The organism is Testudinibacter aquarius, assembly GCF_004342725.1.
GTDB classification, from domain to species: domain Bacteria; phylum Pseudomonadota; class Gammaproteobacteria; order Enterobacterales; family Pasteurellaceae; genus Chelonobacter; species Chelonobacter aquarius.
In genome coordinates, this window is record NZ_SMCP01000005.1 from 199,226 (window position 1) to 216,722 (window position 17,497).

The window sequence follows — 17,497 nt, forward strand, 5'->3', positions numbered from 1 at the left end:
TATGGGACACGAATTTGTTGAAACCGCACTTGGTGCGAATCCGGGGCGGGTATCGAAAGGGCGGCTGCTGCTGCGTACCCTTGCGATGCCCTCCGATACCAACGCCAACGGTGATATTTTTGGTGGCTGGATTATGTCGCAAATGGATATCGGTGGCGCCATTATGGCGAAAGAGATTGCGCAAGGGCGTGTGGTTACCGTATCCGTAGATAAAATTAATTTTATTCGTCCGGTGTCGGTTGGCGATGTCATTTGTTGTTACGGGCGCTGTATCAAAGTCGGCAACAGCTCGTTGAAAATCGAAGTGGAAGTTTGGGTTAAAAAGGTCTCGACTGAACCGTTTAACGAGCGTTACTGCGTCACCGATGCAGTGTTTACCTTTGTTGCGATCGACCAAAACGGCCGTCCGAAAGCCATTCCGAAAGAGAATAATGCCGAATTGGACAAAGCGATGTTTGAATTACAAGAATACTATCAACTTCAAGGCGACAATGATCTAAAGAAACAATGATCTAAAGAGACAATGATAGAAACAATACATAAAAGGAGAAAAATCATGTATTACGTTATTTTTGCACAAGACAAACCCGGCACTCTGCAACAACGTTTAGCCGTGCGCGAACAACATTTGGCGCGTCTGACCGCACTGCAAAGTGAAGATCGTCTGCTAGTCGCTGGCCCGAACCCAGCTATTGACGACGAAAATCCAGGCGAAGCCGGTTTCAGCGGTTCTACCGTGATTGCACGTTTCGACAGTTTACAGCAGGCACAACAGTGGGCGGCTGCCGATCCCTATGTTACTGCCGGCGTGTATGGCGACGTGATTGTCAAACCGTTTAAACGTGTATTCTAAACCGCACTTTGCGTAAAATATTTTACACGCAAACAAAAATACAGGTTTTGCCCCCGATGAAGCAAAACCTGTACTTTAAAAGTGCGGTTCTACCAATTCTCTTTTAGCAGAAACCCCGCAAAATTAGAATTTATAACCTAAACCAATGAAGTAAACCATTGGATCAAGAGTCACATTCACTTTATGTTCTTCACCAGCGAGCTTAAAGCTGGCTTTACTTTTGATTTTGGCATACCAAACCGAAGTATTCAGATATAAATTATCGGTTAAACCAATATCCACCCCGGCATTGACAACAGGTCCCCATGAATCTTTTAATTTCAGATCAGTTACGCCATCCAATTTAGATTGTTCACTGAAGAAAGTGGTATAGTTCACGCCGGCACCCAAGTATGGACGGGCTTTCGCATCTTTATCTAAGAAGTAATATTGCAAATACAGGCTAGGCGGTAAATGCTTGGTTTTACCGACCAAAGTGTTGCCTAATTTAATTTCATGGCTGAATGGAGTTGCCGCCAACAATTCCACCCCAAGATTGTCGGTGATCATGTAAGTGCCGGTCAATCCCAATTGGGCATTGCTGTTCACATCAAATTTAAAGATCTCGCTATTGGTAGAGGTGTCTGGCACGACCAAAATCGGACCACCACGCACAATCACATCACCAGCTTGATGTGCCAACGCCGACCCACTCACTAATACTGCTGCCGCAACTAATGCTAACGTTGTTTTTTTCATTTTGGATTCCTCTATAAATGGTTACTTTATAATTTTACTTTCGGTCTGTGCCGGAAGTGTCACCACTATACCCATAATTAGGTACGCAAACTGTGACCTAAATCAAATTTAAATTTTTTAATAAAAATAAAATATTGATTTACGCTTTTGCTAACAGGTCATTAACAAGCAAACCTTTTGATCTAACCCCAAAACACCATAAATTTGTGTATTTTTTATACTTAGATAAGATTATTCACTTTAACTATAAGATGATAAAGCAATTATATTTGCGTCAGGCGAATTGAAACTGCTGGCAGATTCAGCAAACCACTCTGACTATCCTTGACCACAACACTACTGCTTTACTCCATTCACTGTGATAAACTATTAACCATCATTATCAACTCTATAAGCGTTTATGAAACCCAAATCCCTGATTTTTTCCCGTGGCATTTTAGCGATACCGCACTTGCACTCTTTTTTGCCAGATGTTGAAATGGTGACAAAAAGTCTTTTTGGGTCATTGCAAGTGGATCAAGTGCTTGGTTGGGGGCTGCGCCCTTCAACTCAGAAAGCGTGTGCCTACGCAGTAAAGCACCAATTACCCTATGTTGCACTGGAAGATGGTTTTTTGCGTTCGTTGGGGTTAGGTGTACAGGGCTATGCGCCGTTTTCAATGGTGGTTGATGATCTTGGAATTTATTATGCCACAGAAAAATCTTCGCGCCTTGAGCAGTTAATTTTGGATAAGTCAGCTGATGATGGATTATTGCAACAAGCCGAAACCGCACTTGAGTTGATTTGTGGTTATCAACTCTCTAAATATAATCATGCGCCAGATTTCGTACCACCTACAACAAGTAAAGGCATTGTGCTGGTGATCGATCAAACCTTTGGTGATATGGCGGTGAAATATGGGCAAGCTGATGCAGCCCGTTTTCAAGATATGCTGCAAAGTGCGGTTGCTGAAAATCCGGAGGCGGAAATTTGGGTAAAAACCCACCCTGATGTGATCAGTGGCAAAAAGAAAGGTTATCTGACCGCACTTTCTGCTGAGTTTTCTCAAGTGCGGCTGTTGGCGCAAGATATTAATCCACTTTCATTGCTGAAACAGGTAGATAAAGTCTATTGTGTCACCTCACACATGGGGTTCGAGGCGCTACTCGTCGGCAAACCGGTGGTGACATTTGGTGTGCCGTGGTTTGCCGGTTGGGGGTTAACCGACGATCGCCACCCTCAAGTCCGCATTTTGCAACAACAGCAACGCCGTGCCGACCGCACTTTATTGCAGCTGTTTGCCGCCGCTTATTTGCAATACAGCCGTTATATTAATCCGAACAACGGGGAAGTTGGGACAATTTTTGAGGTGATTGATTACCTCCATCAAGCAACATTATTAAATCAACGATTGCGTGGTCATCTTTATTGTATCGGCATGTCACTCTGGAAAAGAGCGGTGATCAAACCGTTTTTTCGTTTTCCCGGCTGCCGATTACATTTCGTATCTTCGCTGGATAAACTGCGCAAGATACCCCTGAAAAAAGACAGTCGCCTGTTAATCTGGAGCCAAGGCAAACCGGAACTACTGGCTTATGCTGCACAACAACAAATTCCGCTTTTGCGCATGGAAGACGGCTTTATCCGCTCAGTCGGGCTCGGCTCCAATTTGGTAGCGCCACTTTCCTTAGTGATCGATGATTTAGGTATCTATTTTAATGCCGAGTCGCCTTCTCGCTTAGAGGATATCCTGCAAACCCAAGCGTTTTCCGAACAAGATTTGCACACCGCTGAACAGCTGCGACAGCACTTAATTGCGGCTAATATCGGCAAATATAATATTGGCGACACTGAATTGAGTATTGATACTCAAGATAAAAGAAGCATTTTAGTACCGGGACAGGTGGAAGATGATGCCTCGATCCGCTTTGGTTCGCCGCAAATAAAAAGTAATCTTGAATTATTACAACAAGTGCGGTTAAATAACCCCGACGCTTATATTGTTTATAAACCGCATCCCGATGTATTGAGTGGCAACCGTGTCGGCGCAATAAAATCTGAGATAGCGTTGCAATATGCGGATGAAATTGTTGAAAATACAAATATTTTACAGTGTATTCAACAAGTTGATGAAGTGCATACGATGACATCGCTCGCTGGTTTTGAAGCACTGCTGCGGCATAAAACCGTACATTGCTACGGATTGCCGTTTTATGCCAATTGGGGGCTAACCGTTGATCATTTATCACTGGCAAGGCGTCAGCGAAAGCTGAATTTGGCACAGCTTATTTCAGGGGTGCTCGTGTATTATCCACAATATGTTGCCCCCAATAGTGGCAAGATGATTGATGTTCAAACTGCGATTGATATATTACAACAACAAAAAAATCAGCTGCAAGGGAACGGGTTGCAACGGCATTGGATGAAAAAACAGCTAACGAAGCTAAAACATCTTTATTTAGCCCTAAAATAAGTTGTTGAAATTCTTTTTTTGCCTTAGGGTCTGTGGATATTTGATAAGATAATTGAAATAATCATGATGTTGGAGTTTTATGCTTAGCCATAACTTAGATGATTTAATCACTTCTGCCGAGCGCATCCTTTTGTTGCAAGGACCCATTGGGCATTTTTTTCAAAATTTTGCGCAATGGTTACAATCTCAAGGTAAAACGGTATATAAAATCAACTTCAATGCGGGTGATGAATATTTTTATCCCAATACACTCGAAAATACTTTTGCCTATCGTGATTCGCTCGAACAATTTTCTGGTTATTTAACCCGTTTTTGCCGTGAACATCAAATCGATGCCTTAGTCTGTTTTGGCGACAATCGACATTACCACAAAATTGCCAAAAAAATTGCTACCGCATCCAAGTTGTCGTTTTGGGTGTTTGAAGAGGGCTATTTCCGCCCGGATTACATCACGTTGGAAAAAGACGGCGTCAATGCCTTTTCAACCATTCCACACGAAGCTGATTTTTTTATCCATCGTTGTCCTCAAGCGGTCGAACCACCAAAACCACAAAAAGTGGCACAAGGCTTTGTTCCAATGGCAAAACTGGCAATCGGTTATTATCGCAAGGCGTATTTAAACCGAGCGCAATATCCACACTATCGCCATCACCGTATTCTGAACGTGTTGTATTACATTAAATTATGGCTGATTTCAGGGATTAAGCGCTTCAGTTACATGATTCGCGATCACTCCTTCGCCAAAAAAGTGGAACAAGGGCATTTTGGTAATTTCTATATTCTGCCATTGCAAGTGTATGACGATAGCCAAATAAACGTGCACAGTGACTATAGCAGCGTAGCACAATTTCTGCGTGAAGTGCTGGACTCCTTTGCCCAAACAGCACCGGATAATTTAAGTTTGATTGTGAAACACCACCCGATGGATCGCGGCTTTATTGATTACCAACAGGTGATCAATGAATATAAAGCTCGTTATTCCCATTTAAACACTCGCTTATATTATATTCACGATGTGCCGATGCCGGTTTTCTTGCGTTATGGCAAAGGCATGGTCACCCTGAATAGCACCAGCGGCATTTCCGCACTGCTTCACGCGATGCCGGTCATCACCTTGGGGCGTGCCCATTACAATATTCCCGGTTTAACCTATCAGGGAAAATTGGACAATTTTTGGCATACCCCCGAAAAACCCAATATGAAACTGTTCTCTGCCTATCGCCGTTTTCACCTTAACAAAACCCAGCTGAACGGCAGTTTTTATAACCGGGTGATTTTGCGTTATCCGTATTATCCACAAAACGAAAGCTGACTTCTGCCCTTGCTGCTCCTTAAAACTCTTTAGAGAACGTCAACCGCACTTGCTTATTCTGGTTGGTATGAATCGGGATATTCGAGCGGTTATCGCTGTAATGAAACGATAAACGTGGCGAAAAGCCTCGCCATGACCAGTCACGCTTTAAAATATCGGCACTTACATTCCAGCGTTTATCTTGGCGCTGAGTGCGAAAAAACGGATCGGCAGCAAGATAACGGGTCGTGGTATAAGACAAATGTCCGCCGAGCGTCAGTTGTTGAAAATCAAAATGGTGCCGAATACCACTTTGCCAACTCAACGTGCGGTAAGCGTAGCTCTTTTCCGCAGCCCGATTGAAGCCTTGCTGCACACCCCAATAGTAACTGGTGCGACCTTGCGAAAGATGGATTAGTTTTGCTGTTGCCCAATGTTGCCAGCCACGCATATAGTCAAACTGCGGACGGTAGTGTAACTGCTGTGATTCCCACGATAGCGCAAGTCGCCAATCCGGCTGGATACGCCAGCTGTAGTCCAAACGCAACACGCCGCCGTGGTATAACCCTTTGTGTTGATACAACACATGATGTCCGCCCAGTGCAACATCCAGCGAATGTCCTTGCTGTGTGCCGAAACTGCGCCCCAGCATCAAACGGCTGACCGTTTGATCATTCGATTTATTAGGGAAATCCGAATGTAGCAGCGCACCGCTAACGAACCATTGATATTGCTGTCCGAAACGCTTTTCAGCGTTAATTCCCCATTGCACTCCAAGCCCACGCTTTGCCTTGCTGGATTCAGTCAGAAAATACTCTTTGCCGTCTAGGATAAAAGATTGACGGCTACTGCCCTGATTAATATTACTGCTTGGTACCAGTGAAAAATGGAAGTTCAAATAAGTGGTTTGATCTTTGAGGTGTTGCAATCTTGAAAACACATTATTTTCCACCGCTTGCGGCAACTTTTGACTGAGCGCCAGATTAAATTGGTATTCTGCCGCTTTAATATCACCGGATTTTGCCAGCGCATTTGCCAGCTCTAAACGTGGGCGGTGCAAGCTACTGTCGATTGCCAACATCTTGCGGTAATAGCTGACCGCACTTTGCCATGCTTGCTGCTGCTCGGCAATTTGTCCTGCCAAAAACAGTCCATGCAGAGAGGGGGGAATATGATTTATTAGCGGTGTCAACGCTTGTTTTGCTGCCTGCCACTCGCCTTTTTTCATCTGTTGCAATACTGTCGGCAAAATGTGTTGTTCTAATTTCAAGAGCTGTTGTGTTGGCGCTGCCGTGTGTACCGCACTTGGTGTCGGCACACTGTTGTCATGCTGATATTGCTGTGGTTCAGGTAAATTGTTGAGTTGGTAAATCGGCAGATCTTGCTGATTGAGCGCCGATGATTCAGCCGCTGTCGCAGGGATAGCGCCGATAAAAAGTGCGGTAACCAAAAGTGCGGTCAAAAATCTGTTGTTACGCAAATCATAAAACAGGGCATAAAAAATTGAGGATAAACACATAATCCTATCCGGTTGAAATATCAAAATTAAATGTTGCCAGCAATTTAGAGGGGTAATGTCCCTTAGACTGCTGACAAAGGTTAAAATACACAATTAATATTGTAAAAGTAGGGACGGATTATATATCCGCCCGTTTGCAAAGTGCGACATAAGCAATTAATTAATAAAGGAAAAATGTAAAGCTCGGTTCGGGTGGATATATAATCTGCCCCTACTTTGCCTCATCAAATATCTTTGTCAATAATCTGAGGGGCAATGCCCCTCATTTGCACTCAGCTACTTTGTGGCTGTAACGCTGAAAGTGCGGTTTTATTCGCGTCTGGCACCAAAACCACCTAGGTAGTTTTCAGTTTTATCTGCATTGCTGACCCCAAACACGCCGCCGGCTTCATCGGCTTGAGGGCCATAGAAACGTCCGTCAACCTGCCCGCTCATGGTTTTGTCTGCAGTTTCAATATTGCCTTTGAAGGTGGCGCTACCACTATTCCAAACCGCTTTGCCGGATAAATCTAAATTGTCGGCGGCTGTTGCTTGATCGCTTTCCCAAGTATAAGTCTTGGTGTTGCTGGTGGCGAACTCCAGTTCACGTTTGCCAAAATCGGCTTTGATCGTCACATCGGAGGTGATCAAATCAATAGAAGCCGCTTTATGATTGGTTCCGCTGGAAATCCCTTTATACTCCGCACTGCCGCTGGTCGGTAGTTCCGCTGCTGTGGTTTGTTGTCCCAAACTTTGATAGACAGATTCCGCTTCAATGTTGCCGGTCGCTTTGAATTTGCCGTAAGTCTGGTAGTTCCAATTTGCCACTGCCGGATCACGGAAAAAGTAAGTTGGGCTGGCATTGCTGCTATAAACCGCACCATATTGTCCGCCGGCTTTCAATCCCGCATCGTACCTATCTTCGGCATCTAAATCCCCCTTCCCATATTCAGTAGTATGATGAATTTTATCACCCAGCTTATGGCTAAAGATTTCGTAAGGTCCAGTTGCCCCAGTTAGAATTGCTGACAGCTTGCCATCTGTGGTATAAAAAACTTTGCGAATACCAGCAAAAGTCTGTCGAGTACCAACTTTTTTCACACCATATTCAACTCGCATGGTCGATTCATTATCCACGGTGTCTTTGTGCAACCGGACAATTGGCGACGTATATTCGTTATACGCAAAATCTTTCGGCAAGAACTCGCCAGCCTTCGGCGTGTTTTTATTCGCCGCCGGTAGCGGGGCCACAGGTCCTTCCGGTTCTGGCTGCGGATTAGGTTCAGGCGTTGGTTCCGGTGTTGGAATCGGCTCCGGTACCGGAATTGGTTCAGGCACCGGAATTGGTGTCGGAGTTGGGGTCGGTGATGGTGTTGGTGATGGTGTTGGCTTTGGTTGCACCACCACCGGAGGTTCATTGCCTGTCACACCGCCATTACCACCACAGGCAGTCAAGGTGAACATAGCTGCGATTGCCAGTGCAACACAACTGTAAGGTGCACGGATAAACGTTATTTTTTTCATATTCTGATAATTCCTTATTTTTTATAAATTGGCATAGCGTTAAAAAGCAAATTCGACACTTAGGGCATAATTTCGTCCCGGTGCAGTCAGGCGGTCATAGCCCACCCCATCGACTTCTGCCACCACACCGGTAGTCAAGCCTGCAATACCGGTTTGGCGTAATGACTCCCAGGTCACATACTTGCTGTTGGTTAAGTTATAAATGCCACCGCGTAGCGTAACGTTTTTGCCTAGCTCTACATAGCCGACCCAATCCCAGGTATACCAAGATTTACTTAATACATTGACGACGGAAATATCCCTTGATTGACGAATATCAATATTGGGAAGTTTGCTGACCAACTCACTGGCTTTTTTGCCATCGGAGCGAGTAAAACGTATTCCGCTGCCCCACTTACCGGACGGCGCGTCGTAATCCAAGCCCAACACCGTTTTTGCCGGCTGTAACGTATCCATTGCATAGCTGGTTTCTAGCATATTGGAGCTATCACCGGACAGTTTGCCAAGCTTTTTAGGATAGACTTTGCTATAGGCAGCACTGCCACTCAGCCCTTCCGGAAGCACGCTCCACAACGCATGGAAATCAACGACCCCACGAATATTGAAACCTTCGGCATAAGCTTTGGTTTGGTTGCCGTAGTATTGCAAACCAATTTCTCGCGGTTCATTAAAATTCGCAGCCGTCTTAGCTTTTAAGGTGATAAAATTAGTGTATTCAGAACGGAAAACATTGACATTGATATAGCCTACATTGCCATGGATATCGACACCAACCTCCTGATTAAAGGCTTTTTCCGCCTGAATTTTCTCTCGGCTTAAGGGACGGCTATATTTCTTTTCAAAATGGCGCTGACCATTGGTGCCATACATTTCCTGTGCGTTAGGTACACGGAAGCCTGTGCTGGCTTTATAACTCAAACTGATATTATCGGTCAGATTTAGTCCGACACCGGCAGACCATGACAGACTGCTGTACTTATCATTGGCAAAGTAAGGCCACGAAGAGTGATATTTATATTCGTCATAACGAATCCCCCCGTTCAAATCAATATATTGATTCAGTTTCCAGTGATTGCTCAGCCCAATATAGTAATTTTTACCATTGATTGGGTGATAAATATCATCATGTAAAGTATCAACAATCTGCGTTTTCCCTTCAAATGCTGGGTTACAACCAAAACGCTTATCGGCATGGCAAGGATGGTCATCCGGTACCTTCAAGGCATATTCGCGACGTTTATAACGATCCAGTAAGCGATACTCGGAATACCCTAAGCCGGCAAGCAGATCAATTTCATGCTTAATGCCCCAATACTCCAGGCTTTTACTGCCACTGAAACGAACACGTTTATTTTGCTCAGTCAAACGGGCAACATTTTGACGCTGGTGTTGGTATTCAACAAAGCTGGAACCGATATTATCCTGACGCTGGAAAAGCTCACAGTCTCTATTCGGCTTATCGCCAATCAAAGTGCAACCTGCGGTAGTGTGGATCGAAGTAATATGCGTTTTCTCTTCATCAATCTCCAATTTTGCGGTGTCTAGCCAGCTGTTGCGATTTTCAGATTGATATTGATAAAACACGCCGACCCTGTTTTTCTCATGGATATGATCGACAAATTTATAAAATGGGAACAACATCCGATAGATGTAGCTGTGTCGAGTAGCACTTGGATCGGCATCTCGGAAATTGCGGAAGTAAGGCCGCTGACGGTTAGCACGATCATCAATTTCATATTTTTGTTGAGTATCTTCAAATACAAAACCGACGGTGTGTTCCGGTGTCAAGTCATATTGAAATTTCCCAAACCAAGAATCTGAACGATAGTCCATTGGGTTAGCGGCATTGCGGGTTGTTCCGTAAACCTCATTCGGTGATAAATCCATACTTTGAACACAAGCAGAAGGGTGCGCTCTGCCAATACAATATTCACCTTGCGGGAAATGATCCGGTCTGGTGGCATCTGTCCACCCTGCATTTCTCAAATCTTCGTATTGTTTATCGGTCGGGAACATTCTGTTCAGTGTTTGGTTCGGCGTTTTTGGATGGGATTTGATTTCATGCCCATCACGTCGGGTATATTGCAATAATGCAGAGAAGCCACCGGCACGCCCCGCAGCCGCAATCGAGTTGCCCCAACGCTCATCTTTGCTGGCATAGCTGTTTTTAATGTTGAGCCCCCAATTTTGGCCGGGCTTAATCACATCGTCAGGTTCTTTGGTCACAAACATCACCGAGCCGCCCAATGCACCATTGCCGCCCATCACCGAATTCGCACCTTGGCTAATCTCGACTGCTTTGATATTTTCAAATTCGATCTCATTTTTCGCGCCGCTAAAGCCTTCTGAATAGCTAGAACGAGGCATAAAATTTTGTGCTTGTGAAATGCCGTCGACCGAAATTGCCACCCGATCTTTGTCCACACCACGGATCGAATACCCCGCCGAAGCACCGGAACCTTGTTCATTAACGGCAATACCCGGATCATAACGCGTCAAATCCCGAATATCATTGACCTGTTCTTTTTTGAGCTGCTCTGCATTTTTAACAACACGGCTGATGCTACGCTGCGATTTACTGGTTTCGCTCAACTTTCCGACTACTTGAATTTCATCCAGTACAGCACCTTCCTCCGATTCAGCAGCATAAGCAGCAAATGGTAAAGCAAGGTGTCCGCCAAAGAGGGCTATAGCCACTATCTTTGATAGTGGCTTCATTTTAAAATGAAGTAATTTGGGTTGATTAATTTTCATTGTAATACCTAAGATTGTACAAAATGCTTAGGCTATGAATAGGTTATCAATACCGACAAATAATCTTGTCGATTTGAAATCCCACTTCATAGCCTATGCTTGCTAGTTTTAATATATTGTTTAATAGTTTCATTAATGATAACTATTAGCATTATCATAAATGATAACTAGGCTATTAACCAAATGATTTTATTATTTATTTAAAAATAGATATAAATTTGTGAAGTGGATCAAATAAAATAAATAAAATTACAAAACTTCACTCCAAATTCTCAATAAGAATAATCTTCATATAAAACAGTAAGTTAATTCTTTAACCCATTTTCTTATAATTTAAATTCTGCCTGATAATAAACCGCACTTTTCACTTTGCTACTGATATAAAATCCCTTTTGCGCTGCCGTTTTGAGCAAGCTTCAATCTTCAGTTGTGACTTAGTTCTCACTTTCTACAAAACATTTTATTTTTCTCGGGATTCTTATTGACCCTATCCGAATGGAGAATTATGATAGCTACACTTCATGATATTTTTATCATGGATAAAAACACTTCATGAATTTATGTTTCATGGAGTTTATAAATTCACATCTCTTATCTTGTATTGCATACATAAATGGTGAATCAGCCGCAGGTCGGAGATGGGCTTAACGTTTATTACGACTTATCGATAAACAGATAGAAATATTAAACAGACACTTAAGCACAAACAAAACAGGAGCGTTGCATATGACTACATCACATAACGAATCACGCCGTCATTTTATGAAACTTATGGGCGGTGTTGGTGCCGGACTGGCATTCTCAGGAACGTTAGGAACTTTCACCAACCCGGCTTTTGCTAAAGCCGCGACTTCAGGTAGTATCGAAGCCGGAATTGCTTATCCACTATCAACCGGTTTCGACCCGTTAACCTCCAGTGGTGCATCGTCTTATGCCGCTAACCTGCATATTTTTGAAGGCTTAGTGGATCTGCACCCTGCTACCCGCAAGCCTTACTTAGCGCTAGCCGGTGCTGAACCGGTGCAAGTTGACGACACCACTTGGCACATCACCTTACGTGACGGCGCAACATTCCACGACGGAAAACCGGTTACTACTGAAGATGTGGTTTACTCCTTCGAGCGTGTCTTGAACCCTGACAACAAATCCTTGTTTGCCCAGTTCATCCCATATATTGACAAAGTTACCGCTCTTGATGCCAAAACAGTGGAATTTAAACTGAAATATCCATTTGCTTTATTCAATGACCGCTTGACTATCGTTAAAATTGTACCGAAACATGTGATCGAAGCCGTTGGTGCAGCTAAATTTGATGCCGAGCCAGTTGGCTCCGGTCCATTTAAATTTGTTTCTGCGGTGAAAGATGATCGTATCGTGTTTGCAGCGCACGACAGCTATAACGGTATCTATCCGGCACAAGTGAAAGACATGACTTGGTTCTTACTGTCTGATGACTCCGCCCGTGTTACCGCACAAGAGTCTGGCCGTACCCAAGCGATGGAAAGTGTGCCATATTTGGATGTCACTCGCCTACAAAAACGCCAAACGGTTGAATCTGTGCAATCTTTCGGTTTACTGTTCCTGATGTTCAACTGCGAAAAAGCACCGTTTGATAATCCAAAAGTGCGTCAAGCATTACACTACGGTTTAGACACCCAAGCCCTAATCAATACCGCCCTGATGGGTAACGCAGAACCTGCGACCTCATTCCTGCAAACCACTCACGCCGATTATGTGAAAGCCTCAACGCAGTATGACTATGACGTGAAAAAAGCAGAAGCGTTATTGAAAGACGCCGGTGTCACCAATTTGTCATTCAAACTGTTGGCAACCGATCACTCTTGGGTGAAAGACTGCGCCCCATTAATTTTAGAGTCTTGGAATAAAATCCCGGGCGTGAAAGTTACCTTAGAACACTTACAATCCGGTGCGTTATATGGCCAAGCTATCCCATCCGGTGATTTTGGTGTGGTGATTGCCCCGGGCGATCCGTCTGTATTCGGTAACGACGTTGACTTGTTGATGAGCTGGTGGTATCGCGGTGATGTTTGGGCGAAAAACCGCTATCGTTGGAGCAATACGCCAGAATATGCCAAAGTGCAAGTGCTGTTAGACGACGCTGTTAAAGCGAAAACGAATGATGAAGCGAAGAAAATTTGGAGCGAAGCCATCAATATCATCGCTGATCAAGTTCCGCTTTATCCTCTGTTCCACCGCAAACTGCCTACCGCGTGGGATGCGAAAAAACTCAGCGACTTCCAACCATTACCAACAACCGGTTTGTCTTTCATCGGCACCGGTCGCAAATAGCCCAAAGCCATTCCGCAGGTATCGCAAGATACCTGCGTTTCTTAACTCATTGCTTTATTTGGAGATAACCATATGGAAATTGTGTTGCGTTTGCTGTTGCGGCGCTTGCTTGCCCTACCGGTCATGATGTTCGGGGTGACGGCATTAGTGTTCGTTATTCTGCAACTCAGTCCCGGTGACCCGGCAATTATTGCACTAGGAGACAGCGCGAGCGAAGCTGCCAAAGCCTTATATCGGGAAACACACGGTTTAAATGATCCTATTTTGGTTCAATACGGACGTTATATCGTCAACTTATTTCATTTTGATTTCGGTGTCACCATGCCACCGGAACAACCAATCAGTGCACTGATTGCTAAAGCCTTCCCATTAACCCTGCAATTAACTTTTATCGGTGTTTTTTTTGCTGCAATTGTTTCTTTTAGTTTAGGTGTGTTAGCCGCACTTTATCGCGATCGCTGGGTTGATCAGGTCATTCGTTTACTCTCTGTTGCCGCTGTTGCTACCCCGTCATTCTGGCTGGGGATCTTATTGATTCAATGGTTGTCACTCGACTATGACATTTTCCCGTCCGGCGGATTTGTTCCTTTCAGTGAAAGCCCGAAAGACTACATTCTTTCGATGACATTGCCTTCTTTAGCGCTTGCCGTACCGGTTTGTGCCTCGTTAATCCGGGTGGTGCGCACCACCATGGTGGAAGAGATGGATAAAGATTATGTCCGTACTGCAATTGGTAACGGCGTGCCTTATTCCACTGTCATTCGCTATAACGTGTTGCGTAACGCACTGATTACACCGGTGACGGTATTAGGTCTGCGCGTCGGCTACTTGTTAGGCGGCGCGGTGGTTATCGAACAAATTTTCGATTTACCGGGAATGGGGAAATTGATTTTCAACGGTATTGTGAATCATGATCTGCATTTAGTACAAGGGGTTGTATTAACGATTGCGTTCACCTTTATTTTGGTCAATATCATCGTTGATATATTGTATTTATTGATTAATCCAAGAATCCGGAGTTTATGATGCTACGTCAAGGTTTAAGTAAACGTTTAGCCAGCGGTGGCGCCCGCTTTCAAGCACTGCCGTTTAGCGCAAAACTCTCACTCTCATTTATCTTTCTGATTGTTTTAGTGGCTATTTTTGCCCCTTGGGTTGCAACCCATGATCCGCTCGCCAGCGGCATTCCGGCACAAGCCCCAAGCTTGAATAACTGGTTCGGCACCGATCGCTTAGGTCGCGACGTGTTCTCACGCATGGTGTACGGTTCACAAACCTCACTGATTATTGGTTTGGGTTCGGTCGGTTTAGCCATTCTTTTCGGTGCTATTTTGGGTTCCACTGCCGCCACAGCCAGCCGTTGGGGTAATGAAACCATCATGCGGTTGATGGATATCATGATGTCCTTCCCCGCAATTGCGCTAGCTGCAGTTTTATTGGTGACATTCGGCAACTCCTTGCCGATGATCATTCTGGCTATTGCCGTGGTTTATACCCCACAACTTGCCCGCGTCGTGCGTGCCAACGTGGTTTCTCAGTGGGAAGAAGACTACATCCGTGCTGAACGGGTGTTGGGTGCCAGCCGTCCTTATATTTTAATTAAGCACGTGGTTCGCAACACTGCGGCACCGGTGTTGGTGTTCGCTACCGTGATGGTGGCTGATGCCATCGTATTCGAAGCATCACTCTCCTTCTTGGGCGCCGGGGTGCAAGCACCCGCTCCGTCTTGGGGCAATGTTATCGCTTATGGTCGTAACCTCGTGTTAAACGGCGGTTGGTGGGCAACGACTTTTGCCGGCTTAACCATTTTGTTAACTGTGCTGGCATTAAATATTCTGGCAGAAGGTTTAACCGATGCGTTGGTCAATCCAAAACTGCGCAAAACCACCCGTACCGACAGCGGCGAAGAAAAACCCGCCACCATTTTGAGCACCGATGTGCAAGAAGCGATGGCAGAGGGTTTAGCACTGAAACGCTACCTATTTAACTTACACAACAAAGAGATCACCCGTACTGATCGTATGCAGTTAGATCCAACTGCCAAACCGATTTTACAGGTCAAAAACCTCTCTATCCGCTTCCCTAGCCGTTATGGAGAAACCCCGTTAGTGGATAACATCAGTTTCACCGTCAATGAAGGTGAAACCATGGGGCTGGTCGGTGAATCCGGCTGCGGCAAATCAATCACCGCTTTCTCAATTATGGGCTTGTTGCCACCATCGGCTAAAATCAGCGGCAGCATCACATTCTGTGATCGCAGCGGCAAAGAGCATGACCTGCTGACCTCGACACAACTGAATCAATTGCGCGGCACCGAAATTGCGATGATCTATCAAGATGCGTTAAGCGCCTTGAATCCTTCAATGCGAATCAAGGCACAAATGGCACAAATCATCAATCGTGGCAGCAAACACACCGCTGAAACCCTGTTGTCATGGGTAAAACTGGATCCGTCCAAAACCTTAAACCGCTATCCGCATGAACTTTCTGGCGGGCAACGGCAACGGGTGTTGATTGCGATGGCATTGGCAAGAGAGCCGAAATTGGTGATCGCCGACGAACCGACGACCGCACTTGATGTGACGGTGCAAGCGGAAGTGATCAAACTGTTGAACGAATTGCGCGAAAAACTGGGCTTTGCGATGGTATTCGTCAGTCATGACCTTGCTTTAGTAGCACAAATGGCACACCACATCACGGTGATGTATGCCGGTCAAGTGGTTGAAAGCGCACCGACTTCGCCATTGTTGGCAAATCCAATGCACGAATATACCCGAGGCTTGCTCGGCTCGGTGCTTTCCACTGAAGAACGTGCCGAACGGTTATACCAAATTCCGGGCAGCGTGCCGTCGCCTTATGATTTTGCCAAAGGTGACCGCTTTGCAGGTCGCTCCTTGCGTCCAGATGCCAACCCGCAACAAAAACTGCCGTTGGTTCCGGCAGGCGATGTGCCTAACCATTTATGGGCTTCGCACTTAGCAGAAAAACATCATACCACACAAGGGGAGAATGTATGAGCAGCAGTATCAAAGTCATCAAACCACAACATATCATCAACTTAAAAGATATCGTGGTACAGTTCCCTTCGCGTGACGGTTCGCTATTCAGCCGCAACAAAGTCACCGCAGTCGGTGGTGTGGACTTCCACGTCAGTGCCGGTGAAACCGTCGGTATCGTCGGCGAGTCCGGCTGTGGCAAATCAACGCTTGCCAATGTGATGATCGGGCTGCAACCGCCAACGTCCGGCGAAGTGAAATTCAACGGTCTGAAAATGCAATATGGCAGTGCCGCAGCGCGCAAACAGTTTGGGCGGCAAGTGTCGGTGATTTTCCAAGACCCGGCAACCGCACTTAACCCACGCATGAAGGTATTCGATATTCTACGTGATCCGTTGGATATTCATAACGTGCTGCAGCCACACGAGCGGGAGAAACGGGTATATGAACTGCTTTCTCGCGTCGGCTTGCCACGTTCTGCCGCCGCAGTGGAACCAACTCGTTTATCCGGTGGGCAAAAACAACGGGTTGCCATCGCCAGAGCATTAGCGCTGAATCCGTCCCTGATTGTGGCGGATGAACCGACATCTGCACTGGATGTTTCAGTTCGGGCGCAGGTGTTGAATTTGTTAGCGGATTTGAAAAAAGAGTTGAATTTAGCAATGGTGTTTATCTCGCACGATATTCAAACGGTACGTCAAGTATCCGATCGAATTGTGGTGATGTTTGCCGGAAAAATCGTTGAAAGCGGTTCTTCCAACCAAATCTTTGAAAACCCACAACAGGATTACACTCGTCGTCTGCTCGGCGCAGCACCATCGCTATTATAGTCCCCCTGACGGCAGGTAAAGACTGCACAAAAATAAAGCTCTCTTCTCAATAAGGGAGCTTTAGACTGCTGACAAAGGTTAAAATACACGATTAATATTGTAAAAGTAGGGGGCGATTATATATCGCCCCGAACCGCACTTTGCATTTTTCCTTTATTGATTAAGTGCTTATACCGCACTTCGCAAACGGGCGGATGCAATCCGTCCCTACCTTGCCTCATCAAATATCTACTTTGCCTCATCAAATATCT

The 17,497-nt window shown here is 45.3% G+C and carries 12 protein-coding genes; 8 read left to right on the top strand and 4 right to left on the bottom strand.

Features of this window, described 5'->3' with window-relative positions; all coding sequences use genetic code 11:
* The first annotated feature begins 1 nt into the window (after position 1).
* The gene (gene yciA / locus EDC16_RS07110; RefSeq protein WP_132966848.1) at positions 2-511 is read left to right on the top strand and encodes an acyl-CoA thioester hydrolase YciA; all 510 of its coding nucleotides are present in this window, start codon (positions 2-4) and stop codon (positions 509-511) included.
* 45 nt (positions 512-556) lie between these two features.
* Complete coding sequence (locus EDC16_RS07115; RefSeq protein ID WP_132966850.1) at positions 557-853, top strand: YciI family protein; 297 nt, start codon at positions 557-559, stop codon at positions 851-853.
* 123 nt (positions 854-976) lie between these two features.
* Here EDC16_RS07115 and EDC16_RS07120 read toward each other — a convergent pair whose 3' ends face one another.
* Entirely contained in the window at positions 977-1,591 is a 615-nt protein-coding gene (locus EDC16_RS07120; RefSeq protein WP_132966852.1) for an OmpW family outer membrane protein, read from the bottom strand.
* Between the two features lie 400 nt (positions 1,592-1,991).
* Between EDC16_RS07120 and EDC16_RS07125 the strand changes: the two genes are divergently transcribed.
* Both EDC16_RS07125 and EDC16_RS07130 read left to right on the top strand, forming a co-directional pair.
* On the top strand, positions 1,992-4,043 hold the full coding sequence (locus EDC16_RS07125; RefSeq protein WP_132966854.1) for a capsular polysaccharide biosynthesis protein: 2,052 nt from the start codon (positions 1,992-1,994) through the stop codon (positions 4,041-4,043).
* Positions 4,044-4,122: 79 nt separating this feature from the next.
* Positions 4,123-5,355, top strand: a complete 1,233-nt coding sequence (locus EDC16_RS07130; RefSeq protein WP_132966856.1) for a capsule biosynthesis protein — start codon at positions 4,123-4,125, stop codon at positions 5,353-5,355.
* Between the two features lie 19 nt (positions 5,356-5,374).
* Here EDC16_RS07130 and EDC16_RS07135 read toward each other — a convergent pair whose 3' ends face one another.
* The 3 genes from EDC16_RS07135 to EDC16_RS07145 form a co-directional block, all read right to left on the bottom strand.
* Positions 5,375-6,853 carry a surface lipoprotein assembly modifier gene (locus EDC16_RS07135; RefSeq protein ID WP_132966858.1) on the bottom strand — a complete coding sequence of 493 codons (1,479 nt, stop codon included), beginning with the start codon at positions 6,851-6,853 and terminating at the stop codon, positions 5,375-5,377.
* Positions 6,854-7,162: 309 nt separating this feature from the next.
* Complete coding sequence (locus tag EDC16_RS07140) at positions 7,163-8,356, bottom strand: transferrin-binding protein-like solute binding protein (RefSeq protein ID WP_132966860.1); 1,194 nt, start codon at positions 8,354-8,356, stop codon at positions 7,163-7,165.
* Between the two features lie 39 nt (positions 8,357-8,395).
* Complete coding sequence (locus tag EDC16_RS07145) at positions 8,396-11,110, bottom strand: lactoferrin/transferrin family TonB-dependent receptor (RefSeq protein WP_132966862.1); 2,715 nt, start codon at positions 11,108-11,110, stop codon at positions 8,396-8,398.
* Between the two features lie 762 nt (positions 11,111-11,872).
* On the opposite strand from EDC16_RS07145, the gene EDC16_RS07150 reads away from it, so the two are divergent.
* From EDC16_RS07150 to EDC16_RS07165, 4 genes are all read left to right on the top strand, one after another.
* Positions 11,873-13,420 carry an ABC transporter substrate-binding protein gene (locus tag EDC16_RS07150; RefSeq protein WP_132966928.1) on the top strand — a complete coding sequence of 516 codons (1,548 nt, stop codon included), beginning with the start codon at positions 11,873-11,875 and terminating at the stop codon, positions 13,418-13,420.
* Positions 13,421-13,492: 72 nt separating this feature from the next.
* Positions 13,493-14,446 carry an ABC transporter permease gene (locus tag EDC16_RS07155; protein WP_132966864.1) on the top strand — a complete coding sequence of 318 codons (954 nt, stop codon included), beginning with the start codon at positions 13,493-13,495 and terminating at the stop codon, positions 14,444-14,446.
* Positions 14,446-16,437 (top strand): dipeptide/oligopeptide/nickel ABC transporter permease/ATP-binding protein, encoded by a 1,992-nt coding sequence (locus EDC16_RS07160; RefSeq protein ID WP_132966930.1) that lies wholly within the window; start codon positions 14,446-14,448, stop codon positions 16,435-16,437. The genes EDC16_RS07155 and EDC16_RS07160 overlap by 1 nt, the downstream gene beginning before the upstream one ends.
* Positions 16,434-17,246: an ATP-binding cassette domain-containing protein gene (locus tag EDC16_RS07165; RefSeq protein WP_132966866.1), complete on the top strand. Its 813-nt coding sequence runs from the start codon at positions 16,434-16,436 to the stop codon at positions 17,244-17,246. The genes EDC16_RS07160 and EDC16_RS07165 overlap by 4 nt, the downstream gene beginning before the upstream one ends.
* Positions 17,247-17,497: the final 251 nt, after the last annotated feature.